Annotated in this window: 18 protein-coding genes and 2 tRNA genes; 1 reads left to right on the forward strand and 19 read right to left on the reverse strand. The window is 66.6% G+C overall.

The annotated features are described in order from the left end of the window. Positions 1 to 9: 9 nt before the first annotated feature. Both manD and V6W80_RS12975 read right to left on the reverse strand, forming a co-directional pair. The gene (gene manD / locus V6W80_RS12970) at positions 10 to 1221 is read right to left on the reverse strand and encodes a D-mannonate dehydratase ManD (RefSeq protein ID WP_059315154.1); all 1212 of its coding nucleotides are present in this window, start codon (positions 1219 to 1221) and stop codon (positions 10 to 12) included. Between the two features lie 4 nt (positions 1222 to 1225). Continuing rightward, a complete protein-coding gene (locus V6W80_RS12975; protein WP_338544470.1) occupies positions 1226 to 2209 on the reverse strand; it encodes a sugar kinase in 984 nt (327 codons plus the stop codon). Between the two features lie 300 nt (positions 2210 to 2509). Between V6W80_RS12975 and kdgR the strand changes: the two genes are divergently transcribed. Continuing rightward, on the forward strand, positions 2510 to 3292 hold the full coding sequence (gene kdgR, locus V6W80_RS12980; protein WP_026083874.1) for a DNA-binding transcriptional regulator KdgR: 783 nt from the start codon (positions 2510 to 2512) through the stop codon (positions 3290 to 3292). A 479-nt stretch (positions 3293 to 3771) separates the two neighbouring features. Here the strand turns inward: kdgR and V6W80_RS12985 are convergent. The 17 genes from V6W80_RS12985 to leuD all read right to left on the reverse strand — a co-directional run bounded on the left by V6W80_RS12985 (position 3772) and on the right by leuD (position 20465). Next, positions 3772 to 3848 (reverse strand) — tRNA-Asp (locus V6W80_RS12985). 38 nt (positions 3849 to 3886) lie between these two features. After that, a tRNA-Val gene (locus V6W80_RS12990) sits at positions 3887 to 3962 on the reverse strand. A gap of 80 nt (positions 3963 to 4042) precedes the next feature. Then, positions 4043 to 4810: an SDR family oxidoreductase gene (locus V6W80_RS12995; protein ID WP_017641286.1), complete on the reverse strand. Its 768-nt coding sequence runs from the start codon at positions 4808 to 4810 to the stop codon at positions 4043 to 4045. After that, on the reverse strand, positions 4807 to 6018 hold the full coding sequence (locus V6W80_RS13000; RefSeq protein WP_338544471.1) for an O-succinylhomoserine sulfhydrylase: 1212 nt from the start codon (positions 6016 to 6018) through the stop codon (positions 4807 to 4809). Before V6W80_RS13000 ends, V6W80_RS12995 begins: the two co-directional genes overlap by 4 nt. Positions 6019 to 6028: 10 nt before the next feature. Then, positions 6029 to 7537: an amidophosphoribosyltransferase gene (gene purF / locus V6W80_RS13005; RefSeq protein WP_017641288.1), complete on the reverse strand. Its 1509-nt coding sequence runs from the start codon at positions 7535 to 7537 to the stop codon at positions 6029 to 6031. A gap of 82 nt (positions 7538 to 7619) precedes the next feature. Beyond that, positions 7620 to 8165 (reverse strand): CvpA family protein, encoded by a 546-nt coding sequence (locus V6W80_RS13010; protein ID WP_017641289.1) that lies wholly within the window; start codon positions 8163 to 8165, stop codon positions 7620 to 7622. Between the two features lie 54 nt (positions 8166 to 8219). Further along, complete coding sequence (locus tag V6W80_RS13015; protein ID WP_338544472.1) at positions 8220 to 8879, reverse strand: SPOR domain-containing protein; 660 nt, start codon at positions 8877 to 8879, stop codon at positions 8220 to 8222. 3 nt (positions 8880 to 8882) lie between these two features. Beyond that, entirely contained in the window at positions 8883 to 10175 is a 1293-nt protein-coding gene (gene folC / locus V6W80_RS13020) for a bifunctional tetrahydrofolate synthase/dihydrofolate synthase (RefSeq protein WP_338544473.1), read from the reverse strand. Continuing rightward, on the reverse strand, positions 10175 to 11044 hold the full coding sequence (accD, locus tag V6W80_RS13025) for an acetyl-CoA carboxylase, carboxyltransferase subunit beta (RefSeq protein ID WP_017641292.1): 870 nt from the start codon (positions 11042 to 11044) through the stop codon (positions 10175 to 10177). Before accD ends, folC begins: the two co-directional genes overlap by 1 nt. 211 nt (positions 11045 to 11255) lie before the next feature. Then, entirely contained in the window at positions 11256 to 11885 is a 630-nt protein-coding gene (locus V6W80_RS13030; RefSeq protein ID WP_338544474.1) for a phosphoribosylanthranilate isomerase, read from the reverse strand. Between the two features lie 54 nt (positions 11886 to 11939). Then, positions 11940 to 12791, reverse strand: coding sequence for a tRNA pseudouridine(38-40) synthase TruA (truA, locus tag V6W80_RS13035; protein WP_017641294.1), 852 nt, complete (start codon positions 12789 to 12791; stop codon positions 11940 to 11942). A gap of 71 nt (positions 12792 to 12862) precedes the next feature. Next, entirely contained in the window at positions 12863 to 15541 is a 2679-nt protein-coding gene (locus V6W80_RS13040) for a FimV/HubP family polar landmark protein (RefSeq protein ID WP_338544475.1), read from the reverse strand. 123 nt (positions 15542 to 15664) lie between these two features. Next, positions 15665 to 16660: an aspartate-semialdehyde dehydrogenase gene (locus V6W80_RS13045; RefSeq protein ID WP_338544476.1), complete on the reverse strand. Its 996-nt coding sequence runs from the start codon at positions 16658 to 16660 to the stop codon at positions 15665 to 15667. Between the two features lie 78 nt (positions 16661 to 16738). Beyond that, positions 16739 to 17851: an aspartate-semialdehyde dehydrogenase gene (asd, locus tag V6W80_RS13050; RefSeq protein ID WP_007158663.1), complete on the reverse strand. Its 1113-nt coding sequence runs from the start codon at positions 17849 to 17851 to the stop codon at positions 16739 to 16741. A 57-nt stretch (positions 17852 to 17908) separates the two neighbouring features. Next, entirely contained in the window at positions 17909 to 18991 is a 1083-nt protein-coding gene (gene leuB, locus V6W80_RS13055) for a 3-isopropylmalate dehydrogenase (protein WP_093251898.1), read from the reverse strand. Between the two features lie 19 nt (positions 18992 to 19010). Next, the gene (locus V6W80_RS13060) at positions 19011 to 19775 is read right to left on the reverse strand and encodes a class I SAM-dependent methyltransferase (RefSeq protein WP_017641298.1); all 765 of its coding nucleotides are present in this window, start codon (positions 19773 to 19775) and stop codon (positions 19011 to 19013) included. Between the two features lie 45 nt (positions 19776 to 19820). Further along, the gene (leuD, locus tag V6W80_RS13065; protein WP_173147769.1) at positions 19821 to 20465 is read right to left on the reverse strand and encodes a 3-isopropylmalate dehydratase small subunit; all 645 of its coding nucleotides are present in this window, start codon (positions 20463 to 20465) and stop codon (positions 19821 to 19823) included. Positions 20466 to 20470: the final 5 nt, after the last annotated feature.

Genomic DNA, 20470 nt, shown 5'->3' on the forward strand with positions numbered 1-20470 from the left:
ATTCCTCGCTCACCAATGCCACAGGGTGCCGTCCACCAGCCGGTTCACCGGCAGGCTGGCGCGTTTGTAGGGATAACGGGCGGCGAGGTCCTCGTCGATGTCCACGCCGTGGCCGGGCACCTCGCCCGGGGTGAAATGGCCGTCCTCGAAGCGATAGGCATGGGGAAAGACCTCGTCGATGCGCGCCTCGTGGGGCATGTGCTCCTGGATGCCGAAGTTGGGTACCCAGGTGTCGAAGTGCAGCGCCGCACCCATGCACACCGGCGACAGGTCGGTAGCGCCATGGAAGCCGGTGCGCACCTGGTAGAGCGCCGCCAGGTCGGCGATGCGCCTCATGTGGGTGATGCCGCCGGCATGCACCAGGGTGGCGCGGATGTAGTCGATCAGCTGCTCCTGGATCAGCTCGCGGCAGTCGTGGATGGAGTTGAACACCTCGCCCACCGCCAGCGGCGTGGTGGTGTGCTGGCGAATCAGCCGGAAGGCCTCCTGGTTTTCCGCCGGGGTGCAGTCCTCCAGCCAGAACAGGTTGTACTCCTCGACACGCTTGCCCAGCCGGCCCGCCTCGATGGGCGTCAGCCGGTGGTGCACGTCGTGCAGCAGGTGCAGGTCGTCGCCGAAGCGCTCACGTACCGCGGCGAACAGCTTGGGGACATGGTTCAGGTACTTGGCGGTGTCCCAGACGTGCTCCGCCGGCAGGTCGCTGTCGGCGGGTTCGTAGCGCTCGCCCTCGCGCTTGGCGACGCCGTAGGTGGTGGGGATACCCGGTACCCCGCACTGCACCCGTACCGCCCGGTAGCCCTGCTCGACATGGCGCGCCACCTCGTCCAGGCAGCTTTCGATGTCCTTGCCGGTGGCGTGGCCATAGACCATCACCCGCTCGCGGCTCTTGCCGCCAAGCAGCTGGTACAGCGGCAGGTTGGCGGCCTTGGCCTTGAGATCCCAGAGCGCCACGTCTACCGCAGCGATGGCGGTCATGGTGACTGGGCCGCGCCGCCAGTAGGCCCCGCGATAGAGGTACTGCCAGATGTCTTCGATGCGGTGGGCGTCGCGGCCGATCAGGGCCGGCAGCACGTGTTCCTCCAGGTAGGCCACCACCGCCAGCTCGCGGCCATTCAGGGTAGCGTCACCCAGGCCGTAGAGGCCTTCGTCGGTGACGATCTTGAGCGTGACCAGATTGCGGCCGGGACAGGTGACGATGACGCGGGCTTCCGTGATCTTCATGGGTTCAAGCCTGGGCAGTGAGAGAAAGAGACAGGGCCGGCATTGCCGGCATGGCCGCGCGCGGGATGAGCGCGCCAGGATGCTGGATGACCGTGGCGGCAAGGCGATGGCCCCAGCGGGCGGCCACGTCGGGCGTACCACCCTGGAGGCGGCAGGCCAGGTAGGCAGCGCTGAAGGAATCGCCGGCGGCCGTGGTGTCGACCACCCGGGCGACCGCTTCGCCATCCACCTCCTGGCGCCCCTGGCGATCCTGCACCAGGCAGCTGCGCGCGCCCCGCTTGAGCGCGACCTCGGCCACCCCCCACTCGGCGTACTGGGCGAACAGCGCGGCTTCGTCAGCGAAGCCGAACAGCGCGGCGTCGTCCTCCCAGGTCACCAGCGCCAGATCGGTGAGCTGCAGCAGCCGCTGGTAAGCCGTGCGCGCGGCTTGAACGCCTGCCCACAGCCGTGGCCGGTAGTTGTTGTCGAACACAAGGCGGGTACCGGTGGCGCGTGCTTCACGCAGGGCGGCGAACAGCCGCTCGCGCCCGGTATCGGTCAGCACCGCGAGGCTGATGCCACTGAGATAGAGCACCTGATAACCGGCCAGCGCCGCCAGCAGGGGCTGGGCGTCGGCGCCGTCGAAACATTCGCGTGCCGCCGCCTCGCCCCGCCAGTACAGAAAGCGCCGCTCGCCATCGGCGTCGGTCTGGATCAGATAGAGGCCCGGCAGACGTCCGGGCAGCACCCGTACCCGCTCGTCCCCTATGCCCTCCTCACGCCAGCAGGCGCGCATGGCCTGGCTCAGGCTGTCGTCGCCCACCGCGGTGAGGTAATCCACCTGCACCCCGGCGCCCCCCAACAACCGCCGCAGATAGACAGCAGCATTCAGGGTATCGCCGCCAAAGGCCTGGCCCAGCTGGCCATCCATCTGGCTGCGCAACTCGACCATGCATTCACCGATGAGGCCGATGCGGGTGATGGGAGTCGCTAGGAAGGCCGCGCTCATGCGTCCTTGCTCCAGGCCGTAGACGAACTTTGCACCCTGGCGACAGGCGAAGATCCGCACCTGATCAGAGCGCGAAAAGACAAAGAGACAACCAGCGGCTGGCGTACGGGCATCATGACTGTGGACCTGGCTATTGTTCTTGTTCGATCCGGCGACCTGGGCCACCGAAGGGGACGGTCACCGTCGTCGAGCTACTTTCGGGACAGTGTTCCGTTTTGCTGGACCCAGTGTTGCTGGCAATTCCCGCATCCGTCAATCAGAATGGAACACTGTTCCACCAAATAGGCGACCGGCGGTCTCATGGAAAAATCGACTTCTCTCGGCAACGACATGGTCAGTGCGGTCGGACGTACCCTGGCCGTACTGGAAGCCCTCGGCGAACGCGAGGACGACTGCGGCGTCTCGGAGCTGGCGCAGCAGCTGGACCTGTCGAAAAGCACCGTCCACCGCTTCCTGCAGACGCTCAAGGCCCTGGGCTATGTGGTGCAGGATGCCGAGGACCGCTACCGCCTGAGCGTCAAGCTGTTCGAACTGGGCGCCCGCGCCCTGCCGCAGCTGGAACTGGTCCGCGAAGCCGAATCGGGCATGCGCCTGCTCAACGACCTCACCGGCGAGACCGTCCACCTCGGCATCTTCGACGAGGGCGCCATCGTCTATGTGCACAAGCTCGACTCGCGCTACACCCTGCGCATGTATTCGCGCATCGGTCGGCGGGCACCGCTGTATTGCACCGGGATCGGTAAGGTGCTGATGGCCTGGCGGCCGGAGGCCGAGGTACGGCAGATCCTCGCCCAGGAGACCTTTGTCCGTCGCACGCCCAACACCCTCGACAGCCTGGCTGCCTACCTGACGGAACTGGCACGCGTCCGCGCGTTGGGTTTCGCCGAGGACCACGAGGAATTCGAAGACAACATGAGGTGCCTGGCGGCGCCGATCCGCGATCGCTTCGGCCAAGTCATCGCCGGCCTGAGCGTCTCCTTTCCCTGCTTCCGCTTTCGTGAAGACCTCAAGGCCGAATACGTCGAGCAGATGCTCGCCACCACGGCGCGCATCTCGGCCCAGTTGGGTGCCCCGGCGCGCTAGCGCCGTCGGAGAACAGGTCCTGATGGCCGAGGACATCGATCCCGCTAAGGGCGCCAGCCAGCCGTCCAGCGCCAGCAACGAGGTGCCGCGCCGGTCTCAGGTCGGGGGTGGCCGAATTCGCGATCGGCACGAGGCCACCGGCCTGCCCTGTAGCAGCCGCCGAAGCGCCGCCAACGCCGTCGTTCCTCTCCGGCAGTGGACCCTCGACGGTTTCCCGCACCTGGCCAGACAGCCCTCGGCCGGTAGCCCGGTGAGGCGGCAGAGGCTGCGAGAGATTTGCCGGGCCGTGCGGCCTTTTCAGTCGACAGGGAACCGTTCTTGCTGGGGGCTATGACATCCGACGCTCATGCCAAACGCGCTTGCCGCGACGCCTGCTGGCAAACGGTAGGCACGGCTTTTTTCCAGGCACAAAAAAAGCTGCCCTAGGGCAGCTTCTATTGTGTCGTTCGGGCAGTTCAGAGGACCCAAAACAACTCATATGGCGCGGCGGACGGGACTCGAACCCGCGACCCCCGGCGTGACAGGCCGGTATTCTAACCGACTGAACTACCGCCGCGCAGTGCGTGTACCTTGCGGAACACTTCCCGAAGAGTTTGGTGGCTGATGACGGGATCGAACCGCCGACCCCCTGCGTGTGATGCAGGTGCTCTCCCAGCTGAGCTAATCAGCCATCCCCTTCGGGTGACGCGCATTCTCCTCGTAGCCCCTTGATCCGTCAAGGAATTTTCCAATTTTATTTTCTACGAGGCGCTATTCCCGATAGATCATCTTGCGGGTCATGCCGCCGTCCAAGGTGATAGCCTCACCGCTGATGAAACCAGCGTTGCCGCTCAGCAACCAGGCCACGCAGGCCGCGACATCTTCCACCGTCCCTACCCGCCCGACCGGATGCTGCTCATGGTCGGTGGCGGACAGCGGCTCGGCTTCGCGGACATGGGCATCGCGCGCATCGATCCAACCCGGGCAGAGGGCATTCACCCGCACTTCCGGGCCCAGGCTGATGGCGAGGGCATGGGTCAGGGCCAGCAATCCGCCCTTGCTCGCGGCATAGGCCTCGCTGTGGGGCTCGGACTGCCGGGCTCGAGTCGAGGCGATGTTGACGATGGCACCCTGCTGCTCGCGCAGATAGGGCGCGCAATGCTTGGCCATCAGCATGGGACCGTCCAGATTCACGCCGAGCACCTTGCGCCACTCCGCCAGCGCCAGGCTTTCCAGCGGCTGGCCCTGAGCGGTGGCGAGACCGGCATTGTTGACCAGGGCGTCCAGCCGACCGAACTGGCCGATCACCTGGGCGACGGCGGACTCCACCTGACTCTCGTCAGCCACGTCCAGGGCGACGAACAAGGCGCGTTCGCCGAGGGCAGCAGCCACCTTGGCGCCGCGCTCCTGCTCGATGTCGGCCACCACTACCCTCCAGCCTTCGGCTACCAGCCAGGCGGCGATGCCCAGCCCGATCCCCCGCGCCGCACCCGTGACCAGGGCGACGCGCAGTTCTACCGGTGCGAACGTCAGACTCATAGCGCCGCCAGTCCGCGGGCCAGATCCTGCCGCAGGTCACCCAGGTCTTCGAGACCCACGGCGATGCGGATCAGGCTGTCGCTGATCCCGGCGTTGGCGCGCTCGGCGGGCGACAGCCGCCCATGCGAGGTGGTCGCCGGGTGGGCGATGGTGGTCTTGGTATCGCCCAGATTGGTGGTGATGGAAATCATCCGAGTGGCATCGATGAAACGCCAGGCAGCGTCGCGCCCACCGGCCACCTCGAAGCTCACCACAGCGCCAAAGGCCGACTGCTGACGGCAGGCCAGCTCATGCTGCGGATGGCTTTGCAGGCCGGCATAGTGGACCCGCTCGACGCCGGGCTGGCCTTCCAGCCAGCGCGCCAGCTCCAGTGCGGTCTGGCTGTGCGCCTGCATGCGGATCTTCAGCGTCTCCAGGCCCTTGAGGAACAGCCAGGCGTTGAAGGGGCTCAGGGTCGGTCCGGCGGTACGCAGGAAGCCCACCACTTCCTTCATCTGTTCGGCACGGCCAGCGACCACGCCGCCCATGCCGCGGCCCTGGCCATCGATGTACTTGGTCGCCGAATGGATGACGATGTCGGCACCCAGCGCCAGCGGCTTTTGCAGCGCCGGGGTGCAGAAGCAGTTGTCGACCGCCAGCAGCGCGCCCTGGGCATGGGCGATCTCGGCCAGGGCGGCGATGTCCACCAGCTCGGCGAGGGGATTGGACGGGGACTCGACGAAGAACAGCCGGGTATTGGGCTTGCAGGCCGCCTGCCAGGCATCGAGATCGGCCAGCGGCGGATAGTCCACCTCGATACCGAAGCGCTTGAAGTACTTTTCGAACAGGCTGATGGTGGAGCCGAACACGCTGCGCGAGACCAGCACATGGTCGCCGGCGCTGCACAGGCTCATCACCATGGCCAGGATGGCCGACATGCCCGAGGCGGTGGCCACCGCCTGCTCCGTGCCTTCGAGGGCCGCAATGCGGGTCTCGAAGGTACGCACCGTGGGATTGGTGTAGCGCGAGTAGACGTTGCCCGGCACCTCGCCGGCGAAACGCGCCGCGGCATCCGCGGCGGTCCGGAACACATAGCTGCTGGTCAGGAACAGGGCTTCGCCATGCTCGCCTTCCGGCGAGCGCTGCTGCCCTGCCCGCACCGCCAAGGTCTCGAAGGCCGCGCCCTCGAGATCACTGTCCAGGCGTCCGGCATCCCAGTCTTGGCTCATGTGCAGCTCCTTAGTCGTTGTAGAGATCGATGATGGCGCTGACCGCCTTGTGCTTGCCCTTGGCCGCGTCGTTGCGCGCCTGCTCGATCCGATTCAGATAGGCGGCATCGACGTCGCCGGTAATGTACTCGCCATCGAACACCGCGCAGTCGAACTGCTCGACCTTGGGCGCCTTGCGGGTACGCACGGCTTCCTGCAGGTCCTGCAGATCCTGGTAGATCAGCCAGTCGGCGCCGATCAGCTCGCCGACCTCCTCGGTGGTGCGGCCATGGGCGATCAGTTCGTGCACGCTAGGCATGTCGATGCCGTAGACGTTGGGGAAGCGCACCGCCGGGGCCGCCGAGCAGAAGTAGACCTTCTTGGCGCCGGCTTCGCGGGCCATCTGGATGATCTGCTTGCAGGTCGTGCCGCGGACGATGGAGTCATCCACCAGCATCACGTTCTTACCGCGGAATTCCAGCTCGATGGCGTTGAGCTTCTGGCGCACCGACTTCTTGCGCGCGGCCTGGCCGGGCATGATGAAGGTCCGACCAATGTAGCGGTTCTTGACGAAGCCCTCACGGAACTTGACGCCCAGGTGGTTGGCCAGCTCCAGCGCCGCGGTGCGGCTGGTGTCCGGAATCGGGATGACCACGTCGATGTCGTGCTCGGGTCGCTCGCGCTGGATCTTCTCGGCGAGCTTCTCGCCCATGCGCAGGCGGGCCTTGTAGACCGAGATGCCGTCGATGATGGAATCCGGGCGCGCCAGGTAGACGTGCTCGAAGATGCAGGGCGCGTAGTGCGGATTCTGCGCGCACTGGCGGGTGTAGAGACGCCCGTCCTCGGTGATGTACACCGCTTCGCCCGGCTCCAGGTCGCGGATCAGGGTGAAGCCGAGTACGTCGAGGGCGACGCTTTCGGAGGCGATCATGTACTCCACGCCGTATTCGGTGTGGCGCTGACCGAAGACGATGGGGCGGATGGCGTTGGGATCGCGGAAGCCGACGATGCCATAGCCGGTGATCATGGCCACCACGGCGTAACCGCCACGGCAACGCTCATGAACCTCGGAAACCGCGGCGAAGACGTCGTCCTCGGTGGGCTGCAGCTTGTTGCGTACCGCCAGCTCGTGGGCGAAGACGTTGAGCAGCACCTCGGAGTCGGAGGTGGTGTTGACGTGGCGCAGATCGGATTCGTAGATCTCGCGGGACAGTTGCTCAACGTTGGTCAGGTTGCCGTTGTGCGCGAGGGTGATGCCATAGGGCGAATTCACGTAGAACGGCTGCGCCTCGGCGGAGCTGGAGCTACCTGCGGTGGGATAGCGCACATGGCCGATGCCCATGTGGCCGACCAGGTGCTGCATGTGCCGCTGCTGGAAGACATCCCGGACCAGGCCGTTGTCTTTGCGCAGGAAGAGTTTACCGTCCAGGCTGGTGACGATACCGGCGGCATCCTGACCGCGATGTTGAAGGACGGTGAGCGCGTCGTACAACGACTGGTTGACGTTAGTCTTGCCCACGATACCTACGATGCCACACATGTGACGCGACCCCACTGTTTCAAGTGATGCGACGGCGAACCATCGCAGGATGACCCCGGCAGTGCGAGGCCTGGAAAAGCGTTCAAGGAGCCTTGGGCCCCAGCTGCGGCAGCAATTGCAGACTGGGCATGGGCGTCGCGCCCAGCCATTGGCCGGCAAAGCCCAACAGCAGATTCTTCGACCAATCGGCCACTAAAAGAAAATGTGGAACCAGCACCGACTGTTGCCACCAGCCATCCTGCTGGACCGGCCCCAGGCTCAACAGGCCCACGGCCACAGTGATCAACAGCGCACCGCGGGCGGCGCCAAAGGCCATGCCGAGAAAGCGATCGGTGCCCGACAATCCGGTGACGCGGATTAATTCGCCAAGCAAGAAGCTCACCAGGGCACCGACGAGCAGCGTCAGCACGAAGAGAATGACACAGGCGGCGATCACCCGTCCGGAAGGCACCTGAATATAGTCGACCAGGTAGTTGGACAGCGCCCCGCCGAAGACCCAGGCCACGCCACCGGCCACGATCCAGGTGGCCAATGACAACGCTTCCTTGACGAAGCCGCGCCTGAGACTGATCAGGCAGGAAACGATGACGACGGCGACGATCGCCCAGTCCACCCAGGTGAAGCCCACGGCAAGGTCCACTTACAAAAAGGCCCTGCATTCTAGCAGAGCCTTGTGACCGGGTTAACCGCGCTCCGGCTGAAAGCGTACGACGAAACCCTTGACGCCATTCTGCTTGTTGAGCTGATCGCGCAGGCGATCCGCCTCACTGCGCTCTATCACCGGCCCGACGAAGACGCGATTCATGCCATCGGCAGTCCGCACGTAGGCGTTGTAGCCCTGGCTGCGCAGCTTGGCCTGCAGGGCATCGGCGCTGGGCCGGGACGACAGACTGGCGAGCTGCACCGACCAGCTGTTGGGCAGGTTGGCCGCACCTAGGCGCGAGTCCGGCTTGGCCGCCGGCGCCGGGGTAGCCGTCGGTGCCACGGGAGCACTGGCCACGGGCGCAGGGGTGGCAGGCGCCTTGGCGACCGGCGCGGCAGGCTGGGGCGGCGGCGCCGTCACCGGGGCATTCTGCGCCGGCGCCTGACCGGAGGTACCGGCGATGGGCGTCTGCGGCTTGCCGAGCGGCTTGGCCGGCTCGTCCGGCACCACCACCACCGGCGGCGCCTCGGGCGTCTGCACCGGCTGAACCTCGGTACTGGGCACGGTGGGCGAGGCCGGCTGGGGCGGCGCCTCGACCGCTACCTTGCGGGCGTCGTCCTGGCGATTGAAGAGCATGGGTACGAAGATGATGATCAGCGCCAGCAGTACCAGCGCGCCTATGACTCTTTGCTTGAGCATGGGTTATGCCTCCGCGGATTCGGATAGGGAAGAGAGCTGCGCGAGGACCTCGGCGACGCTGTAGAAGGAGCCGAACACCACCACCTCGTCGGCTGCCGAACTGGCCGCCAGCTGGGCTTCGAAGGCCGACAGCAGCGAAGCATGGGCCTCGGCCCGGGCACCCTGCGCCCTCAGGATGGCGGCAACCTCGGCGCCGTCGCGACTGCGCGGCGTCGGCAGACTCGCCACCGCCCAGTCGGCGAACAGCGCCGCCAGGGGCGCCAGGATGCCGTCCAGGTCCTTGTCGGCCAGGACGCCGAACACCGCACGCCGCACGCCGGCGACCGGCTTCATCGCCAGGCGCCGGGCCAGGTACTCGGCGGCGTGGGGATTGTGGGCCACGTCCAGCAGGACATTGAGGGTTTCCCCTGCCCGCTCGACCTGGCGACGATCGATCCGACCGGTCATGCGCGTGGCCTGGAGGGCCACCGCGATCCGCTCCGGCAGCCAGGGCTGGTCGAGCAAGGCGTAGGCCTGCAGGGCCAGAGCGGCATTTTCCATGGGCAGATCCAGCAGCGGCAGGCCCGGCAGCGCCAGGTCATTGCCCTGGGCATCGCGCCCGCGCCAGAACCAGCTGGCGCTCTCGATCTGCAGATCGAAGGCTTCCCCGCGCAGCAGCAAGGGGGCACCCAGGCGTTCGGCGGCTGCGGCCAGCGGCGCGGGCGGCTGCAGATCGCCACAGAGGGCCGGCTTGCCAGCGCGGAAGATCCCGGCCTTTTCCACGGCGACGCTGTCGCGGGTATCGCCCAGCCATTCGGCGTGATCCAGGCCGATGCTGGTGACCAACGCCAGATCGGCGTCGATCAGATTGACCGCATCCAGGCGCCCGCCCAGACCGACTTCGAGAACGGCGACGTCCAGCCGGGCGCGCTCGAACAGCCAGAAGGCGGCCAGGGTACCCACTTCGAAATAGGTCAGGCTGATCTCGCCCCGCGCGGCTTCCACCGCGGCGAAGGCGGTGCAGAGCTCGCTATCGCTGGCGAGGGTGCCGTCCACGTCGACGCGCTCGTTGTAGCGCACCAGATGCGGCGAGGCATAGACGCCCACCCGCTGCCCGCTGGCGCGCAGCAGGCTGGCGAGAAAGGCACAGGTGGAGCCCTTGCCGTTGGTGCCGGTCACGGTCACCACCCGCGGGGCCGGCCGGGTCAGGCCCAGCCGCTGCGCGACCTCGCGCACCCGGTCCAGGCCCATGTCGATCGCCGACGGATGCAGCTGCTCGAGATAGGCCAGCCACTGCGCGAGGCTGCGCGCAGCCATCAGGCCGCCGGAACCGGCTGGTGCTGGAAGGTCGCCAGCAGACGCGCCAGGCGATCACGCAATTCCTTGCGCGACACGATGAGGTCGACGGCGCCATGCTCCAGCAGGAATTCGCTGCGCTGGAAGCCTTCCGGCAGCTTTTCGCGCACGGTCTGCTCGATCACGCGCGGGCCGGCAAAGCCGATCAGCGCCTTGGGCTCGGCGACGATGACGTCACCCAGCATCGCCAGACTGGCGGAGACGCCACCGTAAACCGGATCGGTCAGCACCGAGATGAAGGGGATGCCCTCTTCGCGCAGGCGCGCCAGCACCGCGGAGGTCTTGGCCATCTGCATCAGGGAGATCAGGGCTTCCTGCATCCGCGCACCACCGGAGGCGGAGAAGCAGATCAGCGGGCAGCGCTGTTCCAGGGCCACGTTGGCCGCACGCACGAAACGCTCGCCGACCACGGCGCCCATGGAGCCGCCCATGAAGGAGAATTCGAAGGCGCAGACCGCCACCGGCATGCCCTTGAGGGTGCCACGCATGGAGATCAGGGCGTCTTTCTCGCCGGTTTCCTTCTGCGCCGCAGTGAAGCGATCCTTGTACTTCTTGCTGTCGCGGAATTTCAGCCGGTCCACTGGCTCCAGCTCGGTGCCCAGCTCTTCACGACCTTCGGCGTCGAGGAAGATGTCCAGGCGGCGACGCGCGTTGATACGCATGTGGTGACCGCACTTCAGGCACACGTCCAGGTTCTTTTCCAGCTCCGGACGGTAGAGGACCGCTTCGCAGGCCGGACACTTGTGCCAAAGACCTTCCGGCACCGAACTGCGCTTCACCTCGGACCGCATGATGGAAGGAATCAGTTTGTCGACCAGCCAATTGCTCATGCATCTCTCTCCACTTGCATGGGCTCCCAGCGCGGCCTGGGCCACGCCTTCCTTGAGCATCTGTAATAGGTTCGGCAGCGCCCGCTGTATCCCGGGCCGCTACCCTGTTGTCGCATGCCGGCCCCCTGGGGGCCGGACGGCAGACCCACCAGGGGCGGATCCGCTTGAATATGTCGCAGGTGTGGACGGCGACCACCTGACGAGGGTCACATCAGGCGACCGCGGCACCTCGCACGGCCGCCACGAAACGCGCGATCTCGGCGGCATCCTTGATGCCCTTGGCCTGCTCTACGCCGCCGCTCACGTCCACGCCATAGGGCCGGGACGCGGCGATGGCCGTGGCGACGTTGTCCGCGTCCAGACCGCCCGCCACGATCAGCGGCAGCGAGGGTTCCTGCGGTACCCGCGTCCAGTCGAAGGCCTGACCGGTCCCCCCAGGCACGCCGGCGACATAGGTATCGAGCAGCAAGCCGCGGGCGCCGGCGTAGTCACCGGCGATGGCGGCGAGGTCGATGTCCTCGCGCATGCGCAGAGCCTTGATATAGGGACGGCGGTAACGGGCGCATTGCGCCGGCGTCTCGTCGCCGTGGAATTGCAGGAGATCCAGGGGCACGGCATCCAGCGTCTCCTCGATCTCGCAGGGCGAGGCATCGACGAAGAGCCCGACGGTGGTCACGAAGGGCGGCAGCGCCGCCACGATCTGACGTGCCTGGGCAGCGCTCACCGCGCGCGGGCTGCGCGCATAGAACACCAGACCGATGGCATCGGCGCCGGCAGCCGCGGCGGCCAGCGCATCCTCGACCCGGGTGATCCCGCAGATCTTCACTCGAACGTTAGCCAAACCGGAATGACCTCGTTCCAAATCGATGGATGTTAGCAGACCACCCGCGCAGCGTCAGCCTTGGGGGTCATCCAGCTCGGGGATATGCCCCAGGAACAGCGGCCCCAGCGGCCGCTTGGGCACGGGCGTGCTTTCGGGATATTCGGCGTCCACCAGGTAGAGGCCATAGGGATGGGCGGTAACGCCACCCAACCGTCGCTCCCGCGCCGCCAGAACCTCGCTCACCCACTCCACCGGCCGCTCGCCACAGCCCACCGCCATCAGCACTCCGGCGATATTGCGCACCATGTGGTGCAGGAAGGCATTGGCGCGGATGTCGAGGACGATCAGCCGCCCGCTCTGCCAGAGACGCAGGTGGTGGATGGTCTTGATCGCCGACTTGGCCTGGCAGGCCTTGGCCCGAAAGGAGGTGAAGTCATGAGTACCGAGCAGCACCTGGGCCGCCTCGCGCATGGGCTCGATGCGCAGCGGACGATGATTCCAGGTGACCTCCTCGGCGAGGTGGGCGGGCCGGATCGGGTCGTTGTAGATCACGTAGCGATAACGCCGTGCCATGGCGCTGAAACGGGCGTGGAACTCGTTGCTGACCGGCTTGACCCAGGTGACGCTGATGTCGGACGGCAGATTGGCGTTGGTGCCCATCACCCAGGCCTTGAGCGGCCGCGCGACGGGGGACTCGAAATGCACCACCTGGCCAGTGGCGTGTACCCCACAGTCGGTACGCCCGGCGCAATGCAGCGCGATGGGCGCCGCGGCAACCTCGGACAGGGCGTCTTCCAGGGTCTCCTGAACGGAGCGCACGCCCGGCTGCTGGCGCTGCCAACCGCGATAGCGGGCACCCTTGTACTCCACGCCGAGCGCAATGCGCTGGGGCGGAACGATGATGGTGGGGTCTAGAAAATCCAAGGCGACGGCCAGGCGAAAAAAAGGGGAGGCAGCTTATAGCGCCTCCCCTCCTCTGCCAAGCCCGGCCGCGGTCAGCTGAGCTGGGCGATGATCTCCCGCGCTTCCTGCTGTTGTCCGGCATTGCCCTCGGCCAGCACCTCATCGAGGATGTCGCGGGCACCCTCGGGATCGCCCATGTCGATGTAGGCGCGCGCCAGGTCCAGCTTGGTGGCGGTCTCGTCTTCACCGGAGAGGAAGTCGAAGTCGTCCAGACCGTCGCCACCGCCCGTGCCGCTGGTGGTCTCGGCATCGAACTGGCGCGAGGCCTCCTGCAGGCGGGCGGCGAATTCTTCGTCGCTTTCGCGTTTGGGCGCCGGCTGCTCGTCGTCGAAATCGGACAGGTCGAAACTTGCTGGCAGCTCGGCGTCGGCGGTCCGCGTAGCGGGCGCATCCAGCGGCTCGTCGAAGGCCGAACTAGCGTTCGAACGCTCGAGCGGCTCGTCCTGTACCGGATCGCCCTGCCGCTCGAATTCGCTGAAGTCCAGGGCGAAGTCGTCGTCCTTGGCGGCCGGAGTGGTCGCCGAGGTAGCTGTGGGTTCGGCATCGAAATTGAGATCGAAGTCGAAATCGTCGCGGGAGTCGGCGGCCTTGGCCTGGGCATCGGCGAAGGCTTCGCCAAACAGCGGCTCCTCGGCCGGACCAGCCGGCTGATTCGACTGGGTGTCCTCGCTGCCGAAGTCATCCAGGGACAGATCGAAGTCCTGGCTGTCCTCGGTGGCCGAGAAACCCTGATTGCGGGTCTGCTCCTCGCTCAGTTCGTGGGCGGCGGCCAGGGCAGCCGCCCCGACCGTGGCCGAGGCCACCGCCACGGTGGCCATTGCCGGATAGCGCGACTTCAGGTGCTCGACCGCCGGCTGGGCGCCACCGATCTCCTTGAGTTCGCGCTCCTCGCGCTGGAAGCCATCCTTGTCGCCCATCTCGGCATAGACTTCCATGAGCTTGAGGCGCAGATCGGCGCGATGGGGCTCCTGGTCGCTGGCCTTCTTGAGCACCTCGGCCGCCTGACTGAAGCGACCATAGGCCATGTAGATGTCGGCCTGACCCAGGGCGTCGTCCTGGGCGTCGGCGTCCTGCGCGCCGTCCTGGGTACCCTGCCCCAGTTCCAGGCCGGCGAGTGCGTGGTGGTCGCCAAGTTCGGGATCCGCCTCGAACACCGTATCGTTGCGCGCGGCTTCGGCGTCACGCTCACGCTCGGCTTCCTTCACCGCATTGCGACGCGAGTTGATCATCAGCAGGACCAGCAGCGCCAGCAAGGCGCTGCCGCCGATGATGCCGAGCCACAGCGGGTTGCTGAGGATCTCGTCGAGGAAGCTGTTGGTCGCCTCGGTCGGTTCGGTCGCCGGGGTGCTTGGCGTGACCGGAATGACCTTGGGCTCGCTGGCAGCGGGCGGTGCCGCGCCGGTACCTGCCTCGCTGGCGGGCGGCGTGGTGGTCGGTGCGGGGGTGCCCTCGGCTGGAGTGACCGGGGTCGCCGCCGCCGGCTCCTGAGGCGCCGGCGTGGCGGTGTTCTCGGCCGGCGCGGGCGTGACCGGAGCCGCGGCTTCAGGCGATGCCGGCGGCTGGGCCGGCTGGCCCGCGGCCTGGGGATTGGCCATGTTGGCCTGCATCCGCGCCAGTTGGGCGTCCTTGAGCTGCATGATCTTCTGCAGCTTGTCGAGCTGCGACTGCAGATCGCCGAGGCGGCTCTTGAGTTCTTCGTTCTCGCGGCGGGTAGTGTCCAGGCTCTCCTGGGTCACCGCCAGGCGATCGGCCAGGGCCTGGTCACCGCCCTTGCCACCGGCGGACTCGCCGGCGCGACCGGAGGGCTGACCGGAGAGCAGCTTGAGGTTGTCCTTGGGCGCGGCGGGTGTCGACGTCTCGTTGCCACTCGGCTGGGCCGATGCATCTACCTGCCGGCGTGGCGTCCCCGCGGAGGCGCTGTCGCCACCCTGCTTCCAGGCGCGGGTCTGGCGGGCGATCTCGGCCACCGCCTCACGCTGGGGCCGCGCGCCGGCCTGAGCCTGATCGGGCAGGCGCAGCACCTGACCGCTTTTCATCAGGTTGATGTTGCGATCGATGAAGGCGTCGGGATTCAGGTCCTGGATCGCCAGCATGGTCTGATCGACGGTGACGCTGGACGCCGGGCGATTGCGCGCCGCCACTTCCCAGAGGGTATCGCGCCGCTCGGTGGTGTAGGTGCCAGGCGCCTGGGTCGCGCTCGGCGCCGGCGCGGCAGGGGGCGTGGCCGGACGCGGCGCACTCGGCGAGGTGGTGCGCGCCCGCGGTGCGGCTGGGACCTGAGGTGCGAACGGCGCTGCCGCGGCCTGGGGGGTATAGAGCGGCGGATCCAGCAGCACCGTGTACTCGCGCAGGATCCGGCCACTCGGCCAGTTCACTTCGAGCAGGAAGTTGAGATAGGGCTCGCGCACCGGGCGCGCCGAGGTCACGCGGATGACGGTGCGCCCGTTGCGCACCTCCGGCGTGAACTTGAGATCGTTGAGGAAGAAGGCGCGGTCCACCCCAGCCTTGCCGAAATCCTCGGCGGAGGCCAGATTGGGGCGCAATTCGGCGGCGCCAAGGTCGCGCAGGTCCGACAGATCGATGGTGGCATCGAAGGGCTGATTGAGGGCGGAATTGAGGTGGATCTCCCCCAGGCTGAGGGCCTGGGCCGCGCCAGACATCAAGGCGCTCGCCGCTGCAATTGCCCGCACCAGTTTCTGAACTCGAACCATGACCGTCCCTTTTTAGAAGCTGTCGATCGCGCCACCGTGCGGGCGCCTGTGTCCATCGCTGCGTGCCATGTCCACCGCCCCTTTGCTCAAGCCAAAAGGGCGAAGCATTTCACGAAGTATCTTTTAGGCCGACTGTTTAAGCAACAATTCGGCCAGTTGAACGGCTGTGAGCGCCGATAATCTGACGTTGTCCACCACCAGCCAACACTCCAGTCGTCGAGCATCCCGTGGATGCAATCGGACGCGCCCTACCAACACCTCTTCCCGCCCAAGGGCATCGCCTACCGCGGACGGACAATCGAGCTCTTCGTCGAGCGCCAGGCCTGGCTCGTCCCCCAGGGCTTCCAGCACCTGCTCCAGTTGCCAGGGCGCCCGGGCCCTCAGGCTCAGCGCCAGACTGTCGCCAAAGAACACCGGCGCCTGCAGCGCGGTGACATCCAGTACCGGCAAGGTCTCGCCCAGCACCTGCTCACATTCGTCCAGCAGGCGATGTTCCTGGGCAGTATAGCTATCCGCGGCCGGCGCACCGGTGCGACCGAGCAGATTGAAGGCCAGCTGGCCCTCGAACAGCCGTGCCTCGACCGGCCGGCCATTGAGCAATTCGGTGGCCTGACGCGCCAATTCCTCGACGCCGCCACGGCCAGCGCCGGACGCCGCCAGGCAGGCGGTCAAGGAAGCGTCACCTAGGGTATTGAGGCGGGCCAGCACCGCTGCCACGCTGGCGGCCGCCTGGGTGGCTGCCAGGGGCACCCCAAGCCAGGCGGCGGCAGAGAGATTGTCCAGATGCTCGCCGTTGATCCGGGGCAGTACGGAGCGCGCGGCCGAGGCGCCACTGAGATCCAGCACGGCGCAACCGGCGGCGGTGAGTTGCGGCCTGAGACCTTCCACCACGGTGGCCGGTACGGCGAGGATGACGATGCCGACCTGGGCGAAATCGAAGCCGTCAACGCTGGTGACGCGCAGGTTGCTGCCTCGGAACGGCAGATTCTGACCTGCCGACTCACCACTGGCGAGCAGGTGCAGCCGGCCGAGGGGCACGTCGCGCTCGTCAAGGAGTTCGCGAATGGCTTCGCCATGGGCACTGGTGGCGCCGATGAGGGCGATATCTCTGGCAGTCATGATGGGAACGGTCCGCAACGAAAGAGGGCCGCACTTTACTGGCGGCCCTCCTCCCTAAGCAAACGTTTAACCGTCAGCTCACTGTTCGAGCAGGATTCGCAGCATCCGCCGCAGCGGCTCCGCGGCGCCCCACAGCAGTTGGTCGCCAACGGTGAAGGCGCCCAGGTACTGAGAACCCATGTTCAGCTTGCGCAGCCGGCCGACCGGTACGCTCAGGGTGCCGGTCACGGCAGCCGGCGTCAGATCGCGCATGCTGACGTCGCGGTTGTTCGGCACCAGCTTGACCCAGGGATTGTGCTGGCTGATCAGGCCGTGGATGTCGGACAGCGGCACGTCCTTGTTGAGCTTGATGGTCAACGCCTGGCTGTGGCAGCGCATGGCGCCGATGCGCACGCAGATGCCGTCCACCGGGATGGGATTCTTGAAGCGGCCGAGGATCTTGTTGGTCTCGGCCTGGGCCTTCCATTCCTCGCGGCTCTGGCCGTTGGGCAGTTCCTTGTCGATCCAGGGGATCAGGCTGCCGGCCAGGGGAACGCCGAATTGCTCGGTGGGGAAGGCTTCGCTACGCAGGGTCTCGGCGACCTGGCGGTCGATGTCGAGGATGGCGCTGGCCGGATCGGCCAGGCTGTCGGCGACGGCGGCGTGGGTCGCGCCCATCTGGCGAATCAATTCGCGCATGTTCTGGGCACCGGCGCCGGAGGCCGCCTGGTAGGTCATGGCGCTCATCCAGTCCACCAGACCGGCTTCGAACAGCCCGCCCAGGGCCATCAGCATCAGGCTGACGGTGCAGTTACCGCCGATGAAGTCCTTGCGGCCATCGGCCAGGGCCTGGTCGATGACGCGACGGTTGACCGGGTCCAGCACGATGACGGCGTCATCCTGCATGCGCAGGCTGGAAGCCGCGTCGATCCAGTAGCCTTTCCAACCGGCCTGGCGCAGCTTGGGGAACACCTCGCTGGTGTAGTCGCCGCCCTGGCAGGTGAGGATGACGTCGAGGGTCTTGAGTTCGTCGATGCTGTAGGCATCCTTGAGCGGTGCCACGCCCTTGCCAATGGCCGGGCCTTCGCCGCCGACGTTGGAAGTGGTGAAGAACACGGGCTCGATCAAGTCGAAATCCCGCTCTTCGAGCATGCGCTGCATGAGCACGGAGCCCACCATGCCACGCCAACCGATCAGACCTACACGTTTCATCGCTACTGCACCTTTGTTGTCTTGGAGGACGGCCGCCTCCCCTGGCGGCCGATCAGATTAACGCCTAACGAGCGCCGCTACTACTGCTTCGCCCATCTCGCGGGTACCCACCCGCTGCTTGCCTTCCGACCAGATGTCGCCGGTCCGCAGGCCCTGATCCAGCACCTGGCCCACCGCCGCCTCGATGGCCTCGGCCGCCGCGGCGGCGCCGAAGGTGTATCTGAGCATCATGGCCACCGAGAGGATGGTGGCCAGCGGGTTGGCGACGCCCTGGCCGGCGATGTCGGGCGCCGAGCCGTGGCAGGGTTCGTACATGCCCTTGTTGTGGGCATCCAGGGACGCCGAGGGCAGCATGCCGATGGAGCCGGTCAGCATCGAGGCTTCGTCGGAGAGGATGTCGCCGAACATGTTGTCGGTGACGATGACGTCGAACTGCTTGGGTGCCCGGACCAGCTGCATGGCGGCGTTGTCGACGTACATGTGGCTGAGTTCGACGTCGGGATAGTCCTTGGCCACCTCCTCCACCACTTCGCGCCACAGGCGGCTGGATTCGAGGACGTTGGCCTTGTCCACCGAGCACAGTTTTTTCCCGCGCAGACGGGCCATGTCGAAGCCGACGCGGGCGATGCGGCGGATCTCGCCTTCGCTGTACGGCAGGGTATCGAAGGCCTGGCGCTCGCCGTTCTCCAACACCCGGGTCTCGCGCGGCGAGCCGAAATAGATGCCGCCGGTCAGCTCGCGGACGATGAGGATGTCCAGGCCGGAGACCACTTCCGGCTTGAGGGTCGAGGCCTCGGCCAGTTGCGGATAGAGGATGGCCGGACGCAGGTTGCCGAACAGGCCCAGGGCGGAACGGATCTTCAGCAGACCGCGCTCGGGACGGATGTCGCGCTCGAGCTTGTCCCACTTGGGACCACCCACGGCGCCCAGCAGCACGGCATCGGCGGCGCGGGCACGCGCCAGGGTCTCGTCGGCCAGAGGCACGCCGTAGCGATCGATGGCGGCGCCACCCAGGTCGTCGTGGACCAGCTCGAAGCCGAGGTCATGGTCGCGATTGACCGCTTCCAGCACCTTGACCGCCTCGGCCATGATTTCCGGACCGATGCCGTCGCCCGGCAGGATGAGGATCTGCTTGCTCATTGTCTTTTCCTGTTCCAAATCAGATGGGCTGGGCCCAGAGAACCATGACGTCGACGCTGAAGGAGCCGTCGCGGTCGATTTCGAAATACTGGCGGACTTCCTGACCGATCTTGTTCTGCAGGCTGCGGATGGCCTGGCACTGCGGCTCGGGCGTACGCATGCGCCCGGTCCAGCTGGCGAAGTCCAGGCGCAGGCGCTGGCGGCGGCAGCGGGTCACGCCGAGGCGCGCCATGTCCAGCAGGCGGTGCCACTCGGCCAGGGAGTAGTTACGCACATGGCTGATGTCGCGCAGGATCTCCACCGTCTGAAGGTAGGTGTCCAGGCGCGGGTTGGCCGGCGAGACCACGTCGATGATGGCCATTTCGCCACCGTGTCGCAGCACCCGGCGCACTTCGCGCAGGGCCGCGCCGATGTCGCGCCAGTGGTGCGCCGAATAGCGGCTGAAGACGAAGTCGAAGCTGGCGTCGCCGAAGGGCAGGTGCTCGGCCATGCCGGGCTGGACGCTGATGTTGTCCAGGCCCTGCTCGGCGGCGGTGCGCTTGACCACCGAGAGCATTTCCTCGGCCAGATCCAGGGCGACCACCTGGCCGGCCACAGGCGCCACGTTGTAGCTGACGTGACCGCCACCGCACCCGAGATCCAGCACCTTGGCGCCTTCGCGCTGGGCCACGGCGTCACGCAATTCGGCGAGTTCGGCGCCCTGGGCATGGACGGTACTGGTCAGGTAGGCCTCGGCGGTGGCGCCGAATTGCTGCTGTACGTGTTGCTCGTGGTCACCGCTCATGAAGCCTCCGGAAAGAGCGCCGACCTTGAGGGCCGGCGACTGGGTTCAGGCGCTGGGGAACATCCAGGGACTGCTCTGGCGATAGCGGGCTTCGAAACTCCCGATGGCGTCGGCATCCTGCAGGGTCAGGCCAATGTCGTCCAGGCCGTTGAGCAGGCAGTGCTTGCGAAAGGCATCGATCTCGAAGGACAGCGCCACGCCATCGGGACGGCGCACGGTCTGGCTCTCGAGATCGACCACCAGCTGGTAGCCCTCGCTGGCTTCGACCTGACGGAACAGGTCGTCGACGTCGGCATCGCTGAGGATGATCGGCAAGAGGCCGTTCTTGAAGCTGTTGTTGAAGAAGATGTCAGCGAAGCTGGGCGCGATCACCGAACGGAAGCCGTAGCCATCCAGCGCCCAGGGCGCGTGTTCGCGGCTGGAACCGCAACCGAAGTTTTCCCGGGCCAGCAGGATGCTGGCGCCGGCATAGCGCGGCTGGTTGAGCACGAACTCGGGGTTGAGCGGGCGCTTGCTGTTGTCCTGGCCGGGCTGGCCGACGTCCAGGTAGCGCCACTCGTCGAACAGGTTCGGGCCGAAGCCGGTGCGCTTGATCGACTTCAAGAATTGCTTGGGAATGATCTGGTCGGTATCGACGTTGGCGCGATCCAGGGGTGCGACCAAACCGGTGTGCTGGGTAAAGGCTTGCATGGTCA

Origin of the sequence: Pseudomonas benzopyrenica (genome assembly GCF_036884265.1) — a bacterium.
Taxonomy (GTDB): domain Bacteria; phylum Pseudomonadota; class Gammaproteobacteria; order Pseudomonadales; family Pseudomonadaceae; genus Chryseomonas; species Chryseomonas benzopyrenica.